At 43.5% G+C, this 25,326-nt stretch carries 22 protein-coding genes; 2 read left to right on the top strand and 20 right to left on the bottom strand.

The annotated features are described in order from the left end of the window. Positions 1-14 precede the first annotated feature (14 nt). The 18 genes from ACFQZJ_RS07465 to ACFQZJ_RS07380 all read right to left on the bottom strand — a co-directional run bounded on the left by ACFQZJ_RS07465 (position 15) and on the right by ACFQZJ_RS07380 (position 18,794). Entirely contained in the window at positions 15-320 is a 306-nt protein-coding gene (locus ACFQZJ_RS07465; protein WP_379933516.1) for a hypothetical protein, read from the bottom strand. Between the two features lie 315 nt (positions 321-635). Continuing rightward, positions 636-3,830, bottom strand: coding sequence for an efflux RND transporter permease subunit (locus ACFQZJ_RS07460; RefSeq protein ID WP_379933514.1), 3,195 nt, complete (start codon positions 3,828-3,830; stop codon positions 636-638). A 35-nt stretch (positions 3,831-3,865) separates the two neighbouring features. Next, positions 3,866-4,198: a hypothetical protein gene (locus ACFQZJ_RS07455; protein WP_379933512.1), complete on the bottom strand. Its 333-nt coding sequence runs from the start codon at positions 4,196-4,198 to the stop codon at positions 3,866-3,868. Positions 4,199-4,223: 25 nt separating this feature from the next. Then, the gene (locus ACFQZJ_RS07450) at positions 4,224-4,355 is read right to left on the bottom strand and encodes a hypothetical protein (protein WP_379933510.1); all 132 of its coding nucleotides are present in this window, start codon (positions 4,353-4,355) and stop codon (positions 4,224-4,226) included. A 28-nt stretch (positions 4,356-4,383) separates the two neighbouring features. Further along, the gene (locus tag ACFQZJ_RS07445) at positions 4,384-5,466 is read right to left on the bottom strand and encodes an efflux RND transporter periplasmic adaptor subunit (RefSeq protein ID WP_379933509.1); all 1,083 of its coding nucleotides are present in this window, start codon (positions 5,464-5,466) and stop codon (positions 4,384-4,386) included. Between the two features lie 127 nt (positions 5,467-5,593). After that, the gene (locus ACFQZJ_RS07440; RefSeq protein ID WP_379933508.1) at positions 5,594-6,907 is read right to left on the bottom strand and encodes a TolC family protein; all 1,314 of its coding nucleotides are present in this window, start codon (positions 6,905-6,907) and stop codon (positions 5,594-5,596) included. Between the two features lie 552 nt (positions 6,908-7,459). Further along, entirely contained in the window at positions 7,460-7,654 is a 195-nt protein-coding gene (locus ACFQZJ_RS07435) for a DUF6132 family protein (RefSeq protein ID WP_379933506.1), read from the bottom strand. Then, positions 7,654-7,791, bottom strand: coding sequence for a hypothetical protein (locus tag ACFQZJ_RS07430; protein ID WP_379933504.1), 138 nt, complete (start codon positions 7,789-7,791; stop codon positions 7,654-7,656). Before ACFQZJ_RS07430 ends, ACFQZJ_RS07435 begins: the two co-directional genes overlap by 1 nt. Positions 7,792-7,901: 110 nt before the next feature. Beyond that, on the bottom strand, positions 7,902-9,356 hold the full coding sequence (locus tag ACFQZJ_RS07425) for an NAD(P)/FAD-dependent oxidoreductase (RefSeq protein WP_379933503.1): 1,455 nt from the start codon (positions 9,354-9,356) through the stop codon (positions 7,902-7,904). A 215-nt stretch (positions 9,357-9,571) separates the two neighbouring features. Next, the gene (locus ACFQZJ_RS07420) at positions 9,572-11,767 is read right to left on the bottom strand and encodes a heavy metal translocating P-type ATPase (protein ID WP_379933501.1); all 2,196 of its coding nucleotides are present in this window, start codon (positions 11,765-11,767) and stop codon (positions 9,572-9,574) included. Positions 11,768-11,908: 141 nt separating this feature from the next. After that, positions 11,909-12,502, bottom strand: a complete 594-nt coding sequence (locus ACFQZJ_RS07415; RefSeq protein ID WP_379933499.1) for a class I SAM-dependent methyltransferase — start codon at positions 12,500-12,502, stop codon at positions 11,909-11,911. 60 nt (positions 12,503-12,562) lie between these two features. After that, positions 12,563-13,243 carry an aspartate/glutamate racemase family protein gene (locus ACFQZJ_RS07410; RefSeq protein ID WP_379933497.1) on the bottom strand — a complete coding sequence of 227 codons (681 nt, stop codon included), beginning with the start codon at positions 13,241-13,243 and terminating at the stop codon, positions 12,563-12,565. Position 13,244: 1 nt separating this feature from the next. Next, entirely contained in the window at positions 13,245-14,270 is a 1,026-nt protein-coding gene (locus tag ACFQZJ_RS07405) for a c-type heme family protein (RefSeq protein ID WP_379933495.1), read from the bottom strand. A gap of 53 nt (positions 14,271-14,323) precedes the next feature. Beyond that, entirely contained in the window at positions 14,324-14,596 is a 273-nt protein-coding gene (locus ACFQZJ_RS07400) for a heavy-metal-associated domain-containing protein (protein ID WP_379933493.1), read from the bottom strand. Between the two features lie 62 nt (positions 14,597-14,658). Next, entirely contained in the window at positions 14,659-15,000 is a 342-nt protein-coding gene (locus tag ACFQZJ_RS07395; protein WP_379933491.1) for a rhodanese-like domain-containing protein, read from the bottom strand. 98 nt (positions 15,001-15,098) lie between these two features. Next, the gene (locus ACFQZJ_RS07390) at positions 15,099-15,767 is read right to left on the bottom strand and encodes a peroxiredoxin (protein WP_379933490.1); all 669 of its coding nucleotides are present in this window, start codon (positions 15,765-15,767) and stop codon (positions 15,099-15,101) included. Positions 15,768-15,863: 96 nt separating this feature from the next. Next, the gene (locus ACFQZJ_RS07385) at positions 15,864-17,279 is read right to left on the bottom strand and encodes an MBL fold metallo-hydrolase (RefSeq protein ID WP_379933489.1); all 1,416 of its coding nucleotides are present in this window, start codon (positions 17,277-17,279) and stop codon (positions 15,864-15,866) included. An 864-nt stretch (positions 17,280-18,143) separates the two neighbouring features. Continuing rightward, positions 18,144-18,794: a Crp/Fnr family transcriptional regulator gene (locus tag ACFQZJ_RS07380; RefSeq protein ID WP_379933487.1), complete on the bottom strand. Its 651-nt coding sequence runs from the start codon at positions 18,792-18,794 to the stop codon at positions 18,144-18,146. Positions 18,795-19,020: 226 nt separating this feature from the next. Here ACFQZJ_RS07380 and ACFQZJ_RS07375 point away from each other — a divergent pair, with 226 nt between their 5' ends. Further along, the gene (locus ACFQZJ_RS07375; RefSeq protein WP_379933485.1) at positions 19,021-21,303 is read left to right on the top strand and encodes a sulfatase-like hydrolase/transferase; all 2,283 of its coding nucleotides are present in this window, start codon (positions 19,021-19,023) and stop codon (positions 21,301-21,303) included. Here ACFQZJ_RS07375 and ACFQZJ_RS07370 read toward each other — a convergent pair. Both ACFQZJ_RS07370 and ACFQZJ_RS07365 read right to left on the bottom strand, forming a co-directional pair. Then, on the bottom strand, positions 21,278-21,697 hold the full coding sequence (locus ACFQZJ_RS07370; RefSeq protein ID WP_379933483.1) for a CBS domain-containing protein: 420 nt from the start codon (positions 21,695-21,697) through the stop codon (positions 21,278-21,280). The genes ACFQZJ_RS07375 and ACFQZJ_RS07370 overlap by 26 nt on opposite strands. 308 nt (positions 21,698-22,005) lie before the next feature. After that, the gene (locus tag ACFQZJ_RS07365; RefSeq protein WP_379933482.1) at positions 22,006-23,238 is read right to left on the bottom strand and encodes a hypothetical protein; all 1,233 of its coding nucleotides are present in this window, start codon (positions 23,236-23,238) and stop codon (positions 22,006-22,008) included. 201 nt (positions 23,239-23,439) lie between these two features. Between ACFQZJ_RS07365 and ACFQZJ_RS07360 the strand changes: the two genes are divergently transcribed. Next, a complete protein-coding gene (locus tag ACFQZJ_RS07360; RefSeq protein ID WP_379933481.1) occupies positions 23,440-25,272 on the top strand; it encodes a hypothetical protein in 1,833 nt (610 codons plus the stop codon). Positions 25,273-25,326: the final 54 nt, after the last annotated feature.

Below are 25,326 nucleotides of genomic sequence, written 5' to 3'. Positions count from 1 at the left end.
CTCTATTTTTAAAATTAAATTGATTTTTCAATGGGTACCACAACCGCCTTTATTGGGTTGTTGGTCTCCAGATTACTATTGAATTCTTTTATGAGCTTAAAAATGAGATCAATATTCTCGTCCTCCGTAAAGGAAAAGAACAAGCTCGATTCTACACCACTTTTCTGGCTGGGAAACCAACTGGATGTCCGTACCACGGACGTATGGTTTTTATACCCATCAATTTCGGATCCACTAAAGCTCTCAATTTTGGCCTCCTTAAAAAGTCGGAGAATGTCCTTCTCAAAGGCCTCAACCACGGTTACAATTAATAGTTTCATTTCTGTTCCTTTTTAAATCAAGTTCAAATACAAATTAAAACTCAAATACAAATTCAAGTTCAAGTTCAAGGGTCAAATTCAAATTCAAATTCAATTGTCAAGTTCAAGTTCATACTCAAATACAAATTCAAGTGTCAAGTTCAAATACAAGTCTATACACCCAACTGATCATTTCAACTTTTCACTAATTACTTTTCATTACTTACCTCCCACTTTTTACTAATTACTTTTTACTAATTACTTATTACCAAAAACTACGCACTAACAACTATCCTCTACCCTCTTCCACCACATCGTCAGTTCCCCCTTTGGGGGCTAGGGCGCTTTTTTCTTCTCGATCATATAATATACCAAGGGCACAACCAACAAGGTAAGTATTGTAGAAACGATAGTACCGCCCATTAACGAAATGGCCAAACCTTGGAAAATTGGGTCAAAAAGTATGACAAATGCACCAATGACCACGGTACCTGCGGTTAACAGAATTGGAGTGGTCCGCACCGCACCGGCCTCGATCGCGGCCTGCTTTAAGGGTACGCCCTCCGCCGTTCGCAAATTGATAAAATCAATAAGCAAGACCGAGTTCCGCACCATAATACCGGCCAAGGCGATCATACCTATAAATGAGGTAGCGGTAAAAAACGCACCCATGATCCAGTGGCCCAAAACAATACCGATCAAGGACAACGGAATAGCCACCATCATTACAATGGGCGCCTTAAAGTTCTGGAACCATCCTACGATCAAAATATAGATCAAGATAATAGCACCCAAAAAGGCAATACCCAAATCCCTAAATACCTCTAAGGTTATTTGCCACTCACCGTCCCATTTTACGGTATAATTATCCTCAAAATCGGGCTGACCCAAATAGAGCTCTTGCATTTCGTAACCTTGGGGCAAGGGAATTTCTTTCAGTTTTTCCTCCATACCCAAAATAGCATACGCGGGACTCTCCAATTCCCCGGCCATATCGGCAAGGACATACACTACGCGCTTTTGGTTCTTTCTATAGATGCTTTTGGCACTTGTAGTTTCCCTTATGGTTACCAAATCGGCAATAGGCACCATATTCCCCATTTTAGAAGCGATCTTCAATTGAGCGATATCGCCAATGGTAGATTTTTCCTTTTCGTCCAAGGCCAAGACCAAACCTACCTGTTGTGTAGCATCGGCGTCGTAGAGATTGGCAATGGAACGGTTGGAGAGGGCCATGTTCATCGTATGTGCAATTTGCAATGGTGCAACCCCATAGCGCATCGCTTTTTCTTTATCAATGGTAAATTGATACTCCTTTTGGTCGGCCTCCACCATCCAATCGATATCCACCACATCTTCCGTATTTTTGAGGATATCTTGTATATGGTCGGCGATCCGCATCTGTTCTTCATAGTCCGGGCCATACACCTCGGCTACGATGGTGGATAATACGGGAGGCCCTGGCGGCACTTCCACTAATTTTACGTTCGCATTGTATTTCACCGCAATCCTTTGTATTTCCGGTCGCAATAGTTTTGCAATATCATGGCTTTGGGCACTGCGTTCGCCCTTATCTACCAAATTCACTTGAATATCCGCCATATTACTACCACCACGAAGATCATAATGCCGCACCAGTCCATTGAACGTAATGGGCGCAGAAGTTCCTATATAGTTCTGGTAGTTGACCACTTCTGGCCGAGTCGCCAAATATTGGGCAATTTCCTTGGCAACCACTCCCGTGCGCTCCAAGGTGGTTCCTTCCGGCATATCGATCACTACCTGAAATTCGTTCTTATTATCAAATGGCAACATTTTAACAGCAACCGATTTTGTGAAGAAGAGTGCCATGGAACCTAGTAGCAAGAGAAAGGTACCTGCCAAGAACAACCAGCGTTTTCTGGAATTCTCGATCAATGGCCTTTCAAAGCGATCGTACAATCTATAAATAAGGGTCTCTTCCAAAGGCTTTTCAACTTTTTCAGGTTGTCCCTTTTTATCCTTCTCCCTCAAGAAAATATAACCTAAATAAGGTGTAATGGTCAGTGCCACGAACAAGGAGAAAATCATAGCTATAGAGGCTCCAATGGGCATTGGTGCCATATACGGCCCCATTAAACCGGATACAAAAGCCATGGGCAGTACCGATGCAATTACCGTAAACGTGGCCAAAATAGTAGGATTGCCCACTTCGTTAATGGCATAGAGTGCCGCTTGTTTAAAGGGCAAGCGTTTCATCTTAAAATGCCGGTGCATATTCTCCGCAATAATGATGGAGTCGTCCACCACAATACCCGTTACAAAAACCAAGGCAAAAAGGGTAATCCTGTTTAAGGTATAGTCCAGCATATAATAGCTCAACAGGGTCAAGGCGAAGGTAATGGGCACCGATAAAAACACCACCAGACCACCGCGCCAGCCCATGGCCAACATGACCACAAAGGTTACCGCAAGGATGGTGCCCAGCAGGTGCAACAACAGTTCAGATACCTTCTGGGAAGCCGTTTCACCGTAATTACGGGTCACTTCCACATGCACATCGTCCGGAATCAAGGTCTTGCGCAAGTGGTCTACCTTGTTCAAGATCACCTCGGAAAGTTTCATGGCATCCGCACCCTTACGCTTGGCTACCGAAATGGTCACCGCTGGATATTCCGACCTGTACTCGGCCACCTTATCGCTTGCTTGTCCAAAACCCAGACTTACGTAATCCTGGGGCACCTCCGGACCGTCCACGATCTGTGCCACTTGTTTCAGGTAAATAGGTCGGTTTTGCTGTACGCCCACCACAAGATTCTCCACATCGGTAACCGATGCCAAGAAATTGCCCGTTGTCACCAAAAATTCCGTATCGTTTTTATCAAAGCTACCGGCACTCAACTGCGCGTTGTTCGCTTCTATCATTTCGGCGACCGTTAAAAAATCCAGACCGCTTGCCGCCAGTTTTTCCTTGTCAAGTACCACGCGTAATTGACGGTCCTGCCCCCCTATTTTATGGGTAATGGCAACATCGTTTACTTTTTTGATCTCAGCCTCCAGCTCTTGCGCCATCTGGCCCAATTGGTAACTATCGTAGTTTTCGCTCCAAAGCGTTAGACCCAACATAGGCACATCGTCAATGGCACGGGTCTTCACCAAGGGAAAGGTTACCCCTTTTGGCATTTCGTCCATGTGTTTGTTGATCTCGTTGTACAACTTTACAAAAGAGCGCTCAATATCCTCGCCCACATAAAACTGTACGATCACCATCCCCTGCTCCTTCATGGAGGTGGAATACACATATTCTACCCCTTTAATATTGCTGATCAGCTGCTCCAATGGCTTTATTACGCGACTCTCCACCTCGGTAGGACTCGCCCCGGGGTAGCCCACAAAAATATCCGCCATAGGCACATCTATCTGCGGTTCCTCCTCACGTGGTATCAAAAATGAACTGTACACGCCAATGACCATAAAAACGATCATTAAAAGCACCGTTAATTTACTGTTTATGAACATCTTGGCAATTTTGCCTGCTATTCCTTCCTTCATGCTTGTTTATATTATTGGTTGGGCGTTTCCTTCGTTTATGCCGTTTCGGTTTTTAGAACCGCAACGGCAACACTCCGGTCGGGCTTTCGCCAGTCGCTTTTTTTTGTTTTGTGTCTTCGTATTTGTTTTCGTCTTTTTATATACTCCACTGTGTGTTGACCCGTTCCTGTTCCAAGTTCAAAAAAGAGCTCCGACAATGGCTCTATCCCTAACGCAGGCCTATTCTTATCACATCCGGTCTTACTACATCTTACTCCATGTTGTGCCACTAAGGCTTGCGCTTTCCACCCTTCCCGGCTTCCTCTCGCCCCTGGCGGAGGAATCCGCCCCGCCCTCTCTATGGCGGGGAGCCTTTTTTCAGCTGACATTCTCGACCTCGTTCTATGACCAGCTTTAGCCTTTCATTGCACCTTCCCCTTTGTAGGGGAAGGTGGCTTGTATTCCGACTTTTCCATCGCAAAACAAGACGGAAGGGGTAGTACCCGAGCCTTTCTTCATTTTACCGAACTGTGTATCGTGCCGCATGGGCCTGCGCTATCAACCCGCCCCGAATTTACTGGACCGCTATCCTCGCTCCGTTATACAGCTTTCCGTCCGCTTTGATAATATATTCTTCATTGGCGGACAGACCGGAAAGCACCTCTACCTCATCGCCCATCACCCTGCCTAATCGCAACCATCGCAATAATGCCGTATTGCTTTGGCTAACCGTGTAGACGCCGCTCAATTGGCCGTTTTCTACAACAGCTTCCAACGGAATCCGTATGGCACTAGAAGCCTCCTTCGCTACCACCGGAAATTGAACCGTGGCGTACATGCCCGATAATATGTTCGCATCCGTTTCGGCCAGCACCACCTTTACCATATACTGCCCACCTGTATTTTTGGCGGAAGTACTTACCTCAGTTACATTGCCTTTCACCGTTTTATCCAAAGCTTTCAAAAGCACATCGACCTCGGTATTGTTCTGTATTCCCAATATTTCGGATTCAGGAACCATAGCCATGATCTGGTAGGTGCCGGGCGACTCTACTTCCAACAGGGGCATTCCCGGGTTGGCCATATCACCGGCTTTTATAAATTTATTCGTAACCACGCCACTGAAAGGTGCCCGAATGTTCGCGTATGATAATTGCGCATTTACCTCGTTCTTCATTTCTTTCGCAGCATTAAGCCGCGCTTTGGCCATTTCGTAGTTTGCCGTAATATCATCCAGCTCTTTTTGGGAGGCACTATTTTCATTAAAGAGTGCCGTGTAGCGCTCATAATCCTTTTGTGCATTGGTAAAGGCCGCTTGTGCCTCGGTGATGCCAGCATTTACCTGGGCCAATTTTGCAGAAACGTCGGCATTATTAATGCTAAGCAACAACTGACCTTTGGTTACCTTGTCTCCCATATCCACATAGATCCTGTCTACATAGCCCATCATTCTAGTGCTTATATCCGCACTGTTGGCCGCTTCGACCTTTCCGCTGACCGGTAAAAAATTGGTGTCCGTATTTTGGGACGTCGCCCTAACTTCTACCGAAACGGCCGGCGTAGTGTCCGCGGACCCTTTTGGTTCTTTATCGCCACAACTCGTCAAGATTAGCGTTACCGCTAAAAATGCTATTGGAATGTATGTTCTGTTTTTCATGTTTAAAATGAGTATTTAGTATGTAGTAAAAAGTATTTCGTAATTCTGTTTTTTTTAAATTCCCTGCTTTAGTGGATAGGTTCTTTTTTGCTTTCCCATTCGGAGCATCAGTTCCACCCTTTGGGAGCTAGGGGGCCATTAAAAACTGAACATAGGCCAGTGCATAATTGTGCTGAAAGATAGTGGCATAATACTCCAATTGCTTTTGGGCATACTGGGTTTCTGCCATTAAAAGATCTGTTGTTTTTTCCAGGCCTTGCTCAAAACGGTTGGTACGTATACGTAAGGATTCAGCCGATTGATCTAAGGACAAGGTGGTAAGTTCCAAATTGTTCTGGGCATCCTGAAGCATACGCATAGCCCTATTGAACTCTACGTGACTTTCGGCCTTGTACTGTTCCAGTTCTAGTTTAGATTTCTCAAATTCCGCCTTACTTTTTTGCGCTTTTCCAAAGCGCTTGCTACCCTCAAGGATATTCCATTTCAATTCCGCACCAAAGAGGTAGCCATCCGAATCGCCTTGAAAAATCTCGTCATCATGGAGTTCATAGGTTCCAAAAGCGTTCAAGCGTGGTAAGAAAGACATTTTATCGGCTTTATGCATTTGTTGATAGGCTTCCGTTGCAGAGGCCATAGCCTGTATATCCGCCCTATTGTCCGTTACGGTCGTGGTAGCCAACAGGGTAGCGTCAACAGGCCATATCATTAAGGTGTCCGCTGGTTTTAAAAGCGCATAGGACGTATCGTTCATCAAAACGGATAACTGGTTACTGGCATTAAGCACATTACTTTGTGCGTATTGTAATTGATTTTCAATTTCGGCCACCCGTACGTTTACCGCCAAAACATCCGATTTTTGAAGGTAACCCTGCTTAAAGCTGTTATTTGCTATCCGCTGGTTCTCTAGCGCGGTTTCCCTTGCTTTCCTAAGTACCTCTACCGTTTTGTACGCCAATTGCAATTGCATGTACGCTTTATCCACTTCAAGGGTTATATATTGTCCCTGACGGGCAGATTGCAGTTCGGTTGCCCTTAGCTTGGACTTGGCGGCCTTACGTTGATGCAGACCATCAAAATTCAACAGCGGCTGTTCTATCGTAAGCCGTGTGGCATAATCCTCTATTTGGCGAGGATCGTTCAGTAACGCGGGATCAAAATCGGCAGCAGTAAGTATTTCCTGGTTGAGTTTGGAACCAAAGGCCATTAGCGGATTGGTCGTCGCTATTCCCGTATGGCTGACACCGATAGTGGGTAGAATAATGGCATTGGTCTGTTTAAAATCGCCCTGAGCGGCCCTAATATTGGTTTCGGCTATTTTTAGGGCATTATTGTTTTCCTTCATTTTAACCAAGACCTCCTCTTTGGATATCCATTGGGGTTCTTGCGCTTGCAGCAGGGTAAAAGTGAACAGAAAGCATAGTAACAAAAGATGGTATCTCATTATAATTTCATATTTATTTGACAAAATTAAGCTTGTGTTTTGGTCTGTACAGTAACTAATGTTACTTAGGGTTTTTATCCGTTTTTTTTGGCATGAAAACAAGAGCTATATTGACTAATTATCGAAAGCAACTTTGCAAAATTATTGTACTACTATTTTATCGTAAGCCTCATAGTCCTATTACGCTGGGGAAAGGATTAAAATAGACAGCAAAAGAAAACGAGAATCGTATCGTTATCACCATTTAGCTTAAGATTACTACCGTTGTAAAACTAGGTCCCGCAACTAACTTTCAAAATGACCCAGATCAGTAAGGGCAATAAATACAAAGGCTTTACATCGCTTATGATGATTTAAAAACCTCGGTGCATCCACAATAGGTACGCAAGCGGAACTCATGCTATGTTCCGAAGTAAGCCTGGAGTAGTTGAATGCACTGAAATTTCGGTAATGGCATTAAAGAACGAGCCATAATATCAAAAAAGACACCTTGTTTTACCAAAGTGCCTTTTTAAAACAACCAACCAAAAATTTTAAATGTTTACCATTTCTTTATTTTTTCGAAGACGGCACAAACATACTACCTACCAATCCGCCCATAATACCGCCGTACATAGCACTGTTCAAGGGTTTTGAAGTAATGGGACAGGTGCCGCTCAAACAACCTATTTCAACATAGTAGATGTACCCTCCCAAGGCACCTATGATAGTACCCAGAACCGTTAAGAGTATAATTTTTCTATTCATTAATTGGATACTTTACGGGTACCGCCGTGCCCACCTGCAACTATTATCATAATTTTTAAGCTCAACCAAATAAACTTAAAAAACTGGATTATAGGGTTCATCATATAAAAACGTTTCGACTTGGATATTCTTCTCATAACATGCTGTTTTGTTTCTGTCTTCTTTATGTTTCCATTGTTTCAAGTATCTAGATGGTTTCTTGAGCTGAACCTTCAACCTTGAACATTGAACTTTCAACCTTCTTACCCTATTCAGGTATCAACCACCAAAACGGTTTCATCTTGGCCTTATACATAAATGCATAGTGCAGGGCCAGTTTAAGCCAATGTCCTGCAAGACCTATTTCACCAAAAGTCTTTCCTAATTTACGGCCATGCGTGTCCGGGTATTTTTTAAAATCAGGTACTATAGGGAATGTTGTAATACTGATACCGCTTCCCTTGGTCATCCCGTATCCTGCAGATGCAATACAGGCCGCTCCCATATTGCCCATAGATCCTTTGTGGTGGAGCTCTTTCTTTCCTTTAATAGTATGAATGATATTATCGGCCACTAATTTTGCAGTAATACCCGAGGGCATTCCCGTACGGGGGGGTGCCGGAGAGATCGGAGTACCGTTTTTACTGACTCTAGGTTTAGAAATTGCATGTGGGGGCGCAAATGCGATACCTGGCGCAAATATGTTTGGATAAGACGGATTTTGGTAGGTTTCCGGCCAATCCTGTACGCTCCATTCTTCATAGGGTTTAGGGGTGTAATCTGCATCTACGATCATAAAACCTTTGAACAGTTTTTCCGTTATATCTTGATTATTTTTATCAAAGGCCTTAAAACCGTGGCCCGAAAAAGCGGGAATCAACATGGCAAAATCATACGTTACCGAATGGTAGTCGCCATCCAAGGTTTCGTAATGCGCTACGCCATCCTCAATTTTATTGACTCCGGCACCAATAATCCACTTAATATCGCGATCCTCAAACACCATTTCTACCATTTCACTGGATTTCATAATGTTGTTCCCGTAACTGAGCAACATCCCGTCCATACCAAAATCTCCCAATTGCGGTTCGTTGGCAATCCATGTAAGCTCGGCCATATTACGCACCTTATGTCTTCTCAACTCCTGCTCCACATTTAATATATATTCGAACGCCGCACCTTGGCAAGTAGATTTTCCATGACCTGTGCCAATTAGGATTTTGGCTTTTTTACCCCGCTTCATTTGTTTAATGAGCTCCTCCAAAGCGCCCCACGCGTGCTCTGCGTGGCCATAAGTGCAGACGGAATACGCCTTGTTGGTTCCGGGATTTAATCCCTCGGTCATATCAAAAGCGAGTTTAGGGCCTGTAGCGTTTATCAGGTAGTCATAGGTTACCTTTTCGGTTTTTCCCTTTTGTTCTCCAACCACATATTCTACATTTACAAAAGGTGCTAGGGTTTCCGTGTCACCCTCCGGATGAAACGTAGTTACTTTTGCCTGTTTATAACCAATATCCTTTTTCTTGTATAAGGGTTCTAAGGGGAAAAGTATCTGTTTGGATGTCATTCTGCCAATGCCTACCCAAATATTGGAAGGTATCCATTGATAATTACTATTTGGAGAAACTACCACAACCTCATGTTCTTTGGCTAACTTTCTACGAAGGTGGGCTGCGGCCACATGGCCCGAAATACCAGCACCAAGGATGACTATTTTTGACATGGCTTAAATTTTTATGAAATCTAGGGTACCCGCAGCAAACCTAAAATGACCTGTGTCAGTTTTATGCGTAACGTACCGGACATCATAAAGGTCATGCTATTAAACTAGCTATACAGTAACATTGGTTACATAAGTAATTTAATTTGTACGTATTAAGATATTTAATTTTTAAGATGTAGACTTATGGCGAAAGTCTCCGCATTATCTGGCCTTTTTCACAATTCATACCTTAAAAGCCGCAATGCGTTCAATACCACGATCAAGGTAGAACCTTCATGACCCACTACGGCAGGTCCTATGGCTATGGTTCCCATAATCGTTAAAGGAACCAAAAGGGCAACCATGCCTAGACTAATGACCAGGTTTTGCTTTATAATACGTTTCGCCTTTCGGCTCAGACCGATAGCGAACGGAAGATTATCGAGCTTGTCCGCCATTAAGGCAATGTCGGCCGTTTCCAACGCTACATCAGAACCTGCGGCACCCATGGCGATACCAACAGTGCTTTTGGCCATTGCCGGAGCATCGTTTACACCATCCCCTATCATGGCAACGCTACCTTCTTTTTCTAAGAGCCGTTCTATGGCAGTTACTTTATCTTCGGGAAGCAAACTGCCCATAGGATCGGTAATTCCTATATTCTTAGCTATGGCATCAGCTACTTTCTGATGGTCCCCCGTAAGCATCACCATCCTCTTTATGCCCATTTTTTTTAAGGTAGCCAGGGTTGCAATGGCTTCTGGTCTGGCAATATCCATTACCGAAATGATACCCAGGTAGGTTTCATCTTGATGAACAATCATGGCGGTATGCCCCCCTGATTCAAGTGCCGACATTTTCAGGTCAATTTCTTCCGGAACTTTTTCTCCCGTTAATTCCTCAAAAAGCCTTCGATTGCCAATATGGACCAGGCTACCCTCCCAATTGGCTTGGATACCCCTTGCAACTAAAGCTTTCAGGTTCTCGGCCTCTGGTATATCGATATCGCCCAATTCCTTCTTCCCTGCCTCAACAATTGCAGCTGCCAAAGGATGGTCGCTCAAAGCTTCTACCGCAACGGCAATATTTAATAACCGCTCTTTGGTGGTGGTTCCAAATGGAACGGCATTGGTCAAGGTTGGCCTACCTTGGGTAAGCGTTCCCGTTTTATCAAAGGCAATAGCACCTATCCCGCCCAAATCTTCAAGCGGTCTCCCTCCTTTTATCAGGACGCCTTGGCGAGCGGCCCTTGCTATTCCTGCCAATACCGCGCTAGGCGTAGAGATGGCCAATGCACACGGCGATGCAGCGATCAATACGGACATTGCCCGGTAAAAACTCTGCTCAAAAGTCTCATTGATAACGACGAAGGCAAACATTAACAACAGCACTAAAACCAAAACAGAAGGCACATAATATTTCTCAAACCTATCGGTAAGGTGCTGGGTGGGCGATTTTTGTGTTTCGGCTTCCTTAACCAAGGTTATCAATCGAGAAAGCGTACTGTCCATAGCTCGTTTCAACACTTTAATCTCCAGAACACCGGTACCGTTCATGGTACCCGCAAACACCCGGTGTTCCGGAAGCAGTTTTGTAACCTCATTTTCGCGCGGCCAATTAGTACTCGGTCGTTTATCCACAGGTACACTTTCGCCGGTAATAGCCGCTTGATTTACAGGACTTGTTCCTTTTATGACCACCCCGTCGGCAGCTATTTTAGTATTGGGCCGTACCACTATGATATCGCCTAAATTCAGCGTTTCGATGGGTACTTCGACCAATTCGCCATTTCGTTGGACCAAGGCCACGGGAGGAGCCAGATCTGAAAGGGCTGCGATAGACTTTCTTGCCCGTCTCATAGCATAATGTTCTAAGGCATGTCCCAAACTGAACAAAAAAAGCAACAATGCACTTTCGCCCCACTTTCCCAAAGCGGCCGCCCCTATGGCAGCAAAAAGCATGAGAAAATCTATTTCAAACTTTCCCCGGAGCAAATCCTTACCAGCTTCAATAAACGTGAAGAATCCGCCAAAAGCTGCTCCGATAATGAATAGAATGGTAGCCATATTTTCCGGGATACCGGAGATAAAGGAAAGAACAACTCCCGCAATCCAACATACACCACTAACTATAGCAAAATAAAGCTCGGTGTTTTCCCCTAAAAACTGAAGATTAGCGTGGGCATGGTGATGGTCATCTTTGTGAGGCGGTACATTATTATTTTTTACATTGACAATTGGCAACCCTAATTTTTTTACGGAAGAAACAAGATCGGACCGACTTATCTGGTTGGTGTCCCACTCCACTTGGACTACACCCGAATGTGAAACAGAAACATGATGCACACCTTTTTGTTTACCCAACAGTTGCTCAATTCTTCGTGCCTTTCGTGTATGCTGAATCTTTCCTATTTCGAACTGTAGTTTATTCATGTTTGCTTCAAGTACACTTTAAGTACGTTTTAAAAATGATATTGATTCGTTATCGATAATATACCATTTCCCAATTAGAACATCAATAAAAACCTAAAGGTTTCATTTTATTTAGATTATAATCAGCGGAATTTAGAATCCTTAGCTTAATCGTCCTACAAACTGAATTACCGATGCTTCTCCCTGGTGGTATTCTCCCTCCTCGAGGATTATTGTTTTTTCTTCGAGAAAATCAAAAGTCACAGCGCTGAATTCATTTTGTAATTCTTTAATCGAAAAAAGCATATCCTCATTCTTAGGGCCGCCAGACGGTTTCCCCAATTGATTTTTAGAGAAGGCCTCAAAAATTACGGTACCCTTAGGCTTTAAGAATTTAAGTAAACGATCATGCGCTTGCGCCCGAATATCGGCTGGAAAATGAGCGTAGCTAAGACCTATGACATCAAATTTTTTATCCGAGCTGAAATCAAGTACATCCACGACTTCATAATCGATGTGAACTTCATGTTGTTCTGCAAGGCTAATTGCCTTTTTCATGCCAGTTGCACTAAAATCAAACGCCATAACCTGCCAGCCTTGGCGTGCCGCATAAATGGCGTTTCGCCCCTCTCCTTCGGCCGGTAATAGGATTTGCCCGGGAGTTAATCTGTCTAACTGCTGTTTAAAAAATGTATTGGGAAGTGTTCCGTATGCAAAGGAATTTTCCTCATATCTCTTATTCCAAAAATCCTTCATTCCAACTATTTTGGTGTTACCGATCCATTATCATTTTACCAAAAAACGCGTATAAAAACATCAACCTAAAATAAAATCGACCGCCATCTGTGCATGAAGATCCGTTGTAGAAAGTAACGGAATGTCCGCATCCCCCTTCTTGATCAATAAGGGCAACTCCGTACACCCTAGGATAATGCCCTCCGCTCCACGCTCCCTTAGCCGTCCTATCTCTTCTAGAAAAAAGCCTTTAGCCTTATCCGTAAAAACACCATGGGTCAACTCGTTGGAGACAAAATTATGCGCACGTGCTACATTTACTTCCTCGGGAACAAGGGTTTCAATACCATAGGTGTTTTTCAAAATCTTAGGTATAAATCCTTTTGTCATTGTAGGCCGATTGCCCAATAGCCCCATTGTTTTAAGACCCAATTTTGCTGCTTCCTTTCCGGTTGCATCGGCGATGTGCAAGATGGGAATATTGATTTTTGGTTGTACAAAATTGTATGCGATATGTGGTGTGTTGGCACAAATAACAATGGCTTGTGCACCTGCTTTCTCCAGTTTTTGGGCAACATCCAAATAGGTAGTATGTATTTTATCCAAATTTTGTTCGCGCATCACTTTAATATTGATGCTATGGATAATTATAGGCGGATTTTCTTGTGTACCAATATGCTTGCCCACCAATTCATTGATCAGCCTATAGTACACTATCGTAGCATGCCAGGAAGTACCACCGATAAGGCCCAGCGTTTTCATGTTATTTTTGGTTTTCCTTATCAAACACGATGGCCCAGATCCCTCGTACTTCATTGGTGTCATAACCAAGCGCCTTGTCCGTTGGATATAGCTCTTGAAGTTTGGCCATGGTTGCCGGTTGCACTTGCTCATTGGGCGTTCCGTGGCATTGCAGGCACATGGCGTTGGTAGTGATCGGGAAATAGAACTGGACCTCACCCCTGGCTTCCTTTACAATAGGTTTGGGCTCGATTCCGGAGGCAATCAGTCCCTTGAAATAGGAAATATAACCAAGCTCTTCTGTATTGGCGGTATTCCCGGGATTTCTAGGCTTGTCCGATACCCGTTTGATTTTGGCATTTTTAAGCTGGGCAATGCTATCTGTCAAGGGCAATGCTTTTACATTACAGAATTCCAGTGCCCCTCCCGTTCCCTTTTCCTGTATGGCCTTCATCAGATTTTTGCCCAAGGCTCCTTTTGCCGCCAAGGCATATTGCATACCGGTTTTTGCATAGGGATCTTGTGGTGTATCTACTTGCCTGTTTTTACCATTTCCCGACCCTTTTCCTTTACCAAGACCTCTTCCAATGCCCTTACCATTAGCGTGTTCTTTTTTAAAGTGCGCATCGAACCAATCGGGTTTTTCTACTTCATTATCATACAAGTACGCTGCCATCTGTGCTACTTCATCATCGGGATAAGGCATGTAGGGCATTTTACCGAACCTACGCTGGGCATCCGGCATTTTGGTCTCCGCCTCTGGGTCGTTTATCCACCTGATAAGATCTTGGGTAAAGGCTTCCTTAGTAGTGTTCTCGTCTATGTAGTGTTTCTTAATGGCAAACATAGGCGGGGCGATCATACTAGCTTCATCCGCTTTTGGGTTATGACAGGTATAACACTCCGTTTCCAAGAGTCTCTTACCTGTATTGGTATCGTTAATAGTCGCTATCCGGGTATCCGCAATGGGTTCCATGGGAGCGGACTTGACCTTATCCTTGCAGCTAAGAATGGTAAAAACGAATAGTAAAAAAATAACGTATTTCATACAAATGGCTTTTAGGTGAGCTATTGCCGAGAATAAGGGGTGAAAAAGTTGTTTTATGCTTTGGATAATTTTCCGGTAGCGCAGCTCACGAAGGACATGGCTTTAGCCCCCATAGAGTTCTTATCATCCACAGACGGATATCCCAAGGATTTTAACTTATTGGCTACGGCAAGGGCATCTTCATCGTGTTTGTGCTCAAAGGAAACCGTGGCACTTTCCACATCTACCTTTACATTGGAAATCGCTTCCAGTTCGGTTAATTTAGCCGTAATCGTATGGGCGCATCCGCCACATTTTAGATTTTGTATTACAAGAGCGGTTTTCATAATTCGTTGTTTTTTTATTTTCCATCAATTTAACCTACTACATTTGAGTGCCAGTGGCTTTTTTACCACCTCATGTATCCGCCCTTTAGATCATAAATCTGGGTAAAACCCATATTTATTAACCTCCGTGCAGCCTTCTGGCTGCGTGCTCCGGAGCGACAATAGAGATACACCGGTTTTTCCTTGTTCATTTTTTCAAAGGAGGTGCTAAATGCAGCTGCATTAAAGAAATCGATGTTTACTGCATTTTTTATGTGCCCGCCTTTGAATTCGTTGGCAGTGCGTACATCTACCAACTGTACTTTTTTGCCGGTTATGGCCTCTTTATAGCTGTTGGCATCAAGTATGGCGATTTTGTCCGAGGTTTCATTTTTTTTCCCAAATAGGGTGCTTAAGAATGACATAGTTTATTTTTTAGTACCAGGTGTTTTATTTTGAAAAGGAAACAATCAAATGCTACCTTGACCGCTTCCTTTAAAAACAACCAACCAAATTAAATTCTTTATTCGTTTAGGTTCAACTCTTTTTTTGCCAGATAGAAATCAACTTTCTCCAAAGCATCGTCCTTTAATCGTTCGTCCATTTCCGCCAAGGTCTTTGGTGGCGGCACAATGACCTGATCGCCCTTCTTCCAGTCCAGCGGCATGGCCACTTTAAATTCATCGGAAATTTGAAGTGCTTCCAAAGCCCGTAAAATCTCATCCATGTTACGGCCTACGTTTAAAGGATAGTACATTATTAACCGTATCTTTTTGGTAGGGTCGATGAAAAATACAGCGCGGACCGCTGCGGTCTCGCTCTCGTTGGGCTGTAACATTCCATATAGTTTGGATACTTTCATGTCTATATCCGCTATTATCGGAAAATCAAAGTACACTCCCGTCTTTTCCCTTACATTGTTCACCCAGCCCAAGTGGGCATGTACACTATCAATGCTTAAACCCAATAATTCTGTGTTTAAAGCATCGAATTCCTTTTTTCGAATGGCGAATCCGCTCATCTCCGTCGTACACACGGGCGTAAAATCTGCCGGATGCGAAAACAGTACGATCCATTTGTCCTTGGCAAAATCGGATAATTTTATTTTTCCCTTGGTGGTTACCGCCTCAAAATCCGGTGCTATATCGCCAATCCTTGGCATTGAAGTTGTTTTAAGTTCTATTGTTTCCATTTTTAGATAGATTTTTTATTTACAGTTTTAAGTTTCTTTCGTTTGAGGCATCAAGTTGGCTTTAGATTCAATTTTTACCTTGAACATGAAACCGAATTATAGCATCGTTGTAGGGCATACGTAGTCCGATTTTTCTATGGATGTATTTTTCATCTCTTCGAAACCACCTTCTACATCCACTACATCTTCCCAGCCGCGTTGTTTTAAAATAGAGGCCGCGATCATACTACGATAGCCCCCTGCGCAGTGTAGTACAAAAAATTTTTCTTTAGGAAACTGGGATAAATGCTCATTTATTTCGTTCAAGGGTACATTGATTGCACCGATAATATGCTCGGAGTCATACTCACTTTTCTTTCTAACATCGAACACCAAAGGCTTGGACGCCTTATAGATCGATTCAAATTCAGTAGCGGAAAGACGACCCACGATTTCATAATCACTCCCAGATTTTTTCCAATTTTCAAAACCTCCCTCTAAATATCCGATTGTATGATCGTATCCCACACGCGAAAGTCTTGTCATGGCTTCCTCCTGTTTATCCGGGTACGTTATCAAGAGAATTTGCTGCTTTACATCGGGAATCATCTCCCCTACCCACTGGGCAAAACTACCGTCCAGACCAATATTAACGCTGTTGGGAATAAAACCCTTGGCAAAATCGGCTGCGTTTCTCGTATCTAAAAGTAAGGCTCCCGTTTCGTTGGCCGCGGCCTCAAAAGCCTCTGGTGAAAGTGGAATCTTACCGCGATCCAATACCGTATCCAAACTATCATATCCTTTAATGTTCATTAAAACATTTTGCGGAAAGTAGCTTGGTGGTGCCGTAAGACCTGTCAATAGTTCTTTGATGAACTCGGCTTTGGTCATATCGGCTCGCAGGGCGTAGTTTGTTTTTTTCTGATTGCCCAAGGTATCGGTGGTTTCCTTGCTCATCATCTTACCACAGGCAGAACCAGCACCATGGTTTGGATATACGATCAGATCATCGCTTAGGGGCATGATTTTGTTTCGAAGGGAATCGAACAAATGCCCGGCCAATTTCTCCTCGGTTAGATCGGCAACAACGTGTTGTGCCAGATCCGGTCTTCCCACATCACCAATAAATAGGGTATCTCCTGTAATGATACCATGTTCTTTTCCATGCTCGTCGATAACCAAATAGGTGGTGCTTTCCATGGTATGGCCCGGTGTATGTATCACTTTTACCTTATAATCACCTACTTCAAAAACTTGTCCGTCCTCGGCGATCAACGCATCATAACCCGGTTTTGCCGTTGGACCAAAAACAATTTGAGCGCCGGTTTTTTTCCGGAGGTCCAGATGTCCGCTCACAAAATCGGCATGAAAATGGGTCTCAAAAACATACTTAACCTTTGCATTGTCCTTTTTCGCCCTTTCTATGTAGGGGCCAACTTCTCTTAAGGGATCAAAAATGGCCGCTTCGCCCTTGCTTTCCAAGTAGTAGGCGGCGTGTGCCAAGCATCCCGTATAAATCTGTTCTAGTTTCATTTTTTAATGTGTTTACGACGTATGATGTAAAATTACAACTGCAAGGACACCCCCACAGTAACTTTGGTTACAAAGGTTCTTATTTGAATTGAAAAGAGAAATGATATTTGTCAGGCCAGGATTAAGTTGGCTCAAAGTTTCAGGTTCAAGGTTTCAGGTTCAAGGTTTCAGGTTCAAGGTTTCAGGTTGAAAGTTCAAGGTTCAAGGTTCAAGGTTCAAAGCTCTAGGAAGGTTTATAGGTTTAGCGGAAATTAACGCTTGCTTACAGTATTCGAATTTGGGCGGAACGGAACCAAGGTGAAAGCAATGTAGTAGAGTATTGCTACGTATAAAGCCGTAAATAATATCATAGCTGATCTTGGTGATGACGTAACTGATCGCGGCTTTGTTCCTCCTCGAGAAGACGTCAAAAAACAACTATTACCGATTTAAATTCTAGATGTCGCATAAAACAAGTTTCTTTTTTACTGATTTGTCGTCATAAAATAGAACCATAGCCAATGCATGTTTAGATTTCATTCCTAAACTGAGAAAAAAATAATTCAAATTTTCAATACGACATTCAAAACTTAAATTGGTATAACAAACGCCAAACGGGCAGTGCAAAACTAGGATAGCATTGTAGCACCCTATTGCGGAAAGGCTTGCGCTTACATTTGAGTTTATTTTTGAAGCCTATTCCTTCGGCTTATAGTTTTACTATTTGCTTTTGAATTTGAACTTGACACCTGAACTTGAAAATACCGTTCATTCCGAGGAGCGGCCATCATGTTAAAAGAATGGATGCGGATTGTCGCAACGCGACAATCCGTTGAGACTATGAATAAGTTTAAGTTCGAACTTGAACTCGAGTTTGTATTTGAACTAGAATTTGATTCCGTACTTCAAATCCAAAATTTGGATATGGTTGCGGTTCAGTTTGATTTTGTGCATGTTCTCCAGCTTTTTGAGCAAGCGGGAAACGACCACACGACTTGTATGTAACTCGTATGCTATTTCTTGATGGGTGTTGTTGATGGTGGTACTGTTCGTAACCCTGGCCTTATCCTTTAAGTACTTTAACAAGCGCTGGTCCATATTCAGGAACGCAATACTGTCCAAGGTTTCCAAAAGCTCGTTTAGCCTGTTGTTGTAACTTTCGAGCACAAAATTCCTCCAACGCTGGTATTTGGCCATCCATTCCTCCATTTTTTGAATGGGAATCATAACGAGTTTTGTATCCGTTTCCGCAATGGCCCTAATTTCACTTTGGGTCTGGGTCATACAGCAATTCAGGGTCATGGCACAGGTATCGCCATTTTCCAGGAAATACAACAAAAGTTCATCGCCATTATCATCTTCCCTCAGTATTTTAACCACTCCGGAAATCAATAAGGGCATGGATTTAATGTAGTCGCCGATTTCCATGAGCTTTCCCCCTTCCGGCACTTCCTTAAGCACCGCACAGGCATCGATTTCGTTTAAAAGTTCGGCATCAAAAATATGGCCGTAGTGCTGACTTAATTCCTGCATCATTTTAAAAACATGGTTACAAGGTTACGATTTAGTTACTATCCTAAAAGAAAAAAAAAAATTATTCATTCTACATGCAAGATAAGCTATTGCCCGATATGGACATGAGCATCAACTTGAAAAGCACTGCGTTTTTATACGCACCATATTTATGAAGATAAAATATCATCAAAAAATATAGTTATTTTACAGACCTGTAACTACGAAATTTTCAACACATACCGTCTCAATGTACTATCCTCTAAAACAAATCCTCTTCATGGTCAGCATTGCTTTTAGCATTGCTTCTTGCCAAGAAAGCAAAACGGCGCAGCAAGCAAAAGACATCCATAAACCGAACATCGTCTTCCTGTATACGGACGATCAGACTTTTGCATCGATACATGCACTAGGAAACGAAGAGATATATACGCCAAATCTGGACCGTATGGCAAAGGCCGGCACCAGCTTTACTCATGCGTACAACATGGGCGGTTGGCATGGTGCCATCTGTGTAGCGTCCCGTTCCATGATCATATCCGGTTCCTTTCTGTGGAATGCAAAGGAAAAAGAACGGTTATGGAGTGCCAAGGATAGTATGGCACTACAGGAAACGTGGCCCAAACTAATGGAAAAAGAGGGCTACGATACCTACATGACAGGAAAATGGCATGTACAGGCCCCAGCAGATGTTATCTTTTCGGAGACCAAACATATTAGACCCGGTATGCCCCCGGATAGACGGGGAGAACTTTCCGCCGTCTTCAAAAAATGGGAGACGGAATCTGGTGATATGACATATTGGAACGACTATCTGCCCATGGAATACGCCCGCCCAAGGGATGAAAACGATACCGAATGGCTGCCTACGGATAGCCTACAAGGCGGATTTTGGGAAGGTGGCACGCATTGGAGCGAGGTTGTTCGTAACGATGCCCTTGATTTTATAGACCGTTCCAAAACCAAGGAAAATCCATTCTTTATGTATTTGGCCTTCAATGCGCCGCACGACCCACGGCAGGCACCGCAGCGATTTTTGGATATGTACCCTGTAGATTCCATAAAAGTACCGGACAGTTTTTTGCCGGAATACCCTTTTAAGGACGCCATTGGGAACCAAGCCACCTTAAGGGACGAAGCGCTGGCTCCCTACCCCCGAACGGAATACGCCATAAAAAAGCACCGTCAGGAATATTATGCCCTAATTTCTCATTTAGATGAACAGATTGGATCGATACTAGATGCCTTGGAAGATGCTGGCAAAATGGACAATACCTATATCTTCTTTGCATCCGACCACGGACTTTCCGTAGGACACCATGGCCTACTGGGCAAACAAAGCCTATTTGACCATAGTGTTCGCGTTCCCTTGATCGTCATGGGACCGGATGTTCCTGCCAACCAACAACTACCCCAAGATGTGTATTTACAGGATATTATGGCCACAAGCTTGGAATTGGCAGGGGCCGAAAAGCCGGTTTATTTGCAATTCAACAGTTTCATGGATGTGGTGTCCGGGGATAATACAAAAGGACATTATAAGAATGTCTATGGTGCGTATATGAACCTTCAGCGGATGATCAGACAGGAGGATTATAAATTGATAGTGTACCCAAAAATTGACAAGGTATTACTGTTCGATATGAAAACCGACCCAAATGAACTAACCGATTTGGCCACCCTGCCGAAGCACAAAGAAAAAGTGAACAACCTATTCAAAGAACTCATGGAGCTACAAAAGACCATGAACGATTCGCTGGACTTATCCCCTACCTATACCAAAGTAGTAGGGGATTTTAAGGAGTGCTACCTTGAGAATGTTGGCTCTTCTGTTTGTTATCATCGTTCCCGCATAGTTCATAACAAGGCACAAGGAATCCCTTACCCAATCAGTACGTGGGTTTCCTCCTATCGTCGGAAGGACAAAGCGTTGGAGCTGTCATTCCCCACCCTGTCCTGTCATTCCGAGGCACGAGGAATCCCTACCCAGCAGTACACAAGTTTCCTCCTATCGTCGGAAGGACAAAACGTTGAAGTTGTCATTCCCCACCCTGTCCTGTCATTCCGAGGCACGAGGAATCCCTACCCAGCAGTACGCAAGTTTCCTCCTATCGTCGGAAGGACAAAACGTTGGAGCTGTCATTCCCCACCCTGTCCTGTCATTCCGAGGCACGAGGAATCCCCTTCCCAATCAGTACGTGGGTTTCCTCCTATCGTCGGAAGGACAAAGCGTTGGAGCTGTCATTCCGAGGCACGAGGAATCCCCTTCCCAATCAGTACGTGGGTTTCCTCCTATCGTCGGAAGGACAAAACATTGGCGCTGTCATTCCGAGGCACGAGGAATCCCTACCCAATCAGTACGTGGGTTTCCTCCTATCGTCGGAAGGACAAAACATTGGCGCTGTCATTCCGAGGCACGAGGAATCCCTACCCAGCAGTACGCGAGTTCCCTCCTATCGTCGTAAGGACAAAACGTTGGAGCTGTCATTCCGAGGCACGAGGAATCCCTAATACTGCGCCAGTAAATACTTGATCAAATCCGTAGTGGTAACAATGCCCACCAACTCATCATTATCCACCACCGGAAGGGCATGGAACTCTTTTTTGGCCAAAAACTCGGCCACTTCCTGTATGGTGGTGCTCGGCGCAACGGAAACCACTTCCTTGGCCATTACCTGCTCAATGGTGAATAAATTATAGACCGTAGTATCCACATCATACTCATCATCGCCAATGGCATCGGCAAAACTAATGCGCATTAGATCGGTATAGCTTAGCATACCCAATATTTTTTTTCCTGCGGTAACGGGAACGTGTCTAATTTTATGTTTTTTAAACAGCTCTTCCGCGGCTTCTAAATTATCCTGAGTACTTAAGGTCAGTACATTTTTCGTCATTATTTCGGTAACGGGGACTCGCTTTTTCATCTTATCGATTTTAAAATTAATAAGGTAAAATTACAGTACTATTGAATGGCTAAATATGATAAATATCACTCTTGGCCTTAAAACTATGTCAAGTGAAATGAATCGGTATCAGAACCCGCAAGACTTGTAAAGAAGACATCAACGGAAAACCTATCTATGGCCGATTACAACTCCCAATGGAACACATCCAAAGTACCTTGTGCTAAAGAACCATGGGTTTAAAGGCGCCTCATGCAAAGGTGCAACGGGCATACCGCGGTGAGTAATTAAATGGGGTTCTCTTGCCTATGTACCTAAACCCTTGAATTTTACTCCATAGCTTTTCCTTTTTCATCTGATTTGGCAGTAAGGATAGATGCGAAAAAAATTACACCTAGCGCCAAAACTATGAACATACTGGCAGTGGCCAAAACCTTGGGATATCCGTTGATAATAGCTCGCCCCTGCCAACCTGCCATCGCCCTATAAAAAAGTAAGACCTCGGTAGCAAAAAATCCCAGAAGATAGCCTAAAACAACCCATTTTTTAAGAACGATAAACCTGAAGAAATGAAGAAAGAAAAAAATACCGAACGTAAGCACCCCTAAAAAAGTCCAATGTAAATACCCGATAACAAAATCGAGATAGGTCGAAGCGATACGGGCGACATACGGTAGGGCGGATACCAACTGCATCAACATCTTAATCATAATACAGAAGATCGTGATCCGGAACAGAAGAAGCTCCATAGGCTTAAAATTATGCCGACCCCCGTTTTTTAGGGCACCCAACTCTATCCAAAGCAAAATAAACGCAAGCAGCTGCAGTAGGGCACCAAAACCACCTATACCATAGAAAAGAAGGTGTGGCTCCGCAAATAAGGTGGAAAGGAAAAAAGAGGCCACGATACCCCAATTCAACAACCAAAAAAAGCGTTTGAAGAATTTGGGAGCTACTGGGATGTCTTTCTGTTCCAGAACATAGAAAAACAAGGCTACTAAGGCCAGAATCATCCATCCATTATATTGAAAATGCAGGTAAAAATATATGGCCAGGCGGTACCAGACGGACTCCGGCCCCAAAATACTCATGATACCGCCCAAGGCCCATGGTCCTATGCTGGACAACACCATGTACCAAAGCGCCGCTCTCATGACTTGATAGGATTGTTTTTGTCGTACTCCAAGTTCCGTCTTTCTTAAGAACATCCAAAAAAAGGCATAGGAAGCAAACAAAAAAGCCGTAGAAAAAATAATGGAAAAAAGGGCATAGCCCTGGAAAGGGAAACTGAGCAGCATTCCCACCAATGTTACTTGGGTACACCAAAAAATAACCCTGTAGTTCTTGTCGTGCCGTTTTTGCTGTATAAACAACTTATATATTAAGGTGGTAAGCGCCAAGTATACCCATCCCAAAAGGGCAATATGGGAGTGGGCATGTACAAAAAACTTGTAGGTTATGGGAAGTTCCAACACCATAAAAAAGCGCAACACCAGCCCCAAAAACGCGGCTACAAAAAAATAGGCCAAAGCTGTTATGATATGTGGTTTTAAGGACATCATTTATGCTCCGCAATATAGGCAAATAAAAGTGGTTGACTTCTTGGCGGCGGTCTTGAAAAAAAGGATTCCGATTCGTCCAAAACCTGATAAAAATCATGTTTTAACTACTCTGAAATCCTCAATTTTGTTCGCTACATGTATGATTTACAAAGGTTTCATTTTTATCCTTAGGTACATCCACAAAATCAGAAAAATAGTTTTATGACATACGCACATTCGTTCCACATACCCGTTATGGGCATTGGCTTTACCATAGATTCCCCGTTGAAAGTCGCCCATTTGGGAATAGATTCCGTTATTTCCTTGGTCGATGATATTTTATTGGAAAAACTCCGTAAAATGTACTGCGGTAAATTTGATCTGCCCTATCAGGAAATCAGTGATAAAATGGAGGATTTTAGGGCCAAGCGCATTACTTCATATTTGGACATGGTCAACGGACTCGCCCAGACAAAATTTGAGGAATTCAAACATAGCACAACCGAAACGGCTAACGACATCAAAAGCTATTTTACTATGTTACCGGACAGTTCTACGTTCAAACAGGAATTTTACCAACGAACGCAAGAGGCCTTTCACTTGAAAGAGATCGCAACTTGGGTAAAAGACCACATGCCCATGGGGAGCATAGACGTAAATATTATGACCAAAGTGGACAAGGAGAACTACGTAAAAAAGGTAAAATTATCCTCCGAGTACAACGATGCCCACGCAGCCCTTAGAGGTTTTGCCAATAGTAAGCTGGAATCCTCGGTGGTACTTTCGGCAGGTATGAATCCCAGACTTTACGCCTACATGGAACAGTTTAACGACTTTTATCCGGATGCAAATGGGAAGCTAAAAAAGAAAATTGTCCTAAAAGTAAGCGATTACCGGTCTGCACTGATTCAAGGTAAATTTTTAGCAAAAAAAGGGCTTTGGGTATCGGAGTATAGGATAGAATCGGGCTTAAACTGTGGTGGTCACGCCTTTGCCACAGATGGGTATCTAATGGGACCTATTCTACAGCAGTTCAAGGAAAACAGGGAAGAACTGGTGCAATCTGTCTTTGAAGTTTTGGCAGGTGCCCTAAAAAACAAGGACCGCCATGTACCTAAGCGTCCCCTACCCTTACTGTTAAGTGCCCAAGGAGGCGTAGGAACCTCGGAGGAGCACGATTTTTTAATGGAAAAATACAGTGTAGATTCCGTTGGCTGGGGCTCTGCCTTTTTATTGGTGCCAGAAGCCACCACTGTAGACAAGGCTACCCTAGACCAACTTGTTAAAGCAGAAGAGGACGATTTGTACTTAAGCAATACCTCCCCATTGGGAATTCCCTTTCATAGCTTAAAAGGAAATACCAAGGATAAGGAAAAAGCCAAACGCATTGCCGATGGGAAACCCGGAAGTCCCTGCCCAAAGAAGTTTGTAGCCTTGAACAAGGATATTAAGGAAAAGGGATTGTGTACCGCATCAAGACAATACCAAGCAGCAAAACTAAAACAATTGGAAGCCCAAGGGCTATCCAAATCGGAATTTGAATACCAATACAACAAAATCACCGAAAAATCCTGTACCTGTGTGGGATTGGGAACCGCCGCGCTTCTGGCGTATAATTTGGACACCAAGGTAGAAGGTGATGGTGTTTCTATTTGCCCAGGCCCAAACATGGCGTACTTTTCCAAGATTACCTCCCTGAAGGATATGATCGACCATGTGTACGGCAGAGCCAATGTGATTAGTCGTATTAATCGTCCTAATATGTTCATAAAAGAGCTACAGATTTATTTGGAGTACTATAAGGAACAAATTGATGAGTTCAACAGGGACCGCACGGAGAAGCGAAGAAAACAACTGATAACCTTTGCCTCCAACCTTTTAGAGGGAATCTCGTATTATGAGGAACTGTTTGTAACGGATGAGGAACAATTACAACCATCACCGACCTGTATGGCGGTACAATTGCACGGGTCTAGAATCATTGTCAACACATTGTTACGATCATTGGAAATAGTAGAAAAACTACGGCCTAATTGCATATCACAGCCTCAGTAACATTACATTAGTTAAGATTGTGTAGCGCTTATTTCAAATACAAGGTGTTAACCA

This window comes from Maribacter chungangensis, from assembly GCF_042676845.1.
Lineage (GTDB): Bacteria > Bacteroidota > Bacteroidia > Flavobacteriales > Flavobacteriaceae > Maribacter > Maribacter chungangensis.
Note: the sequence above shows the minus strand (reverse complement) of the source record. Positions and strands in the feature narration are given on the sequence as shown.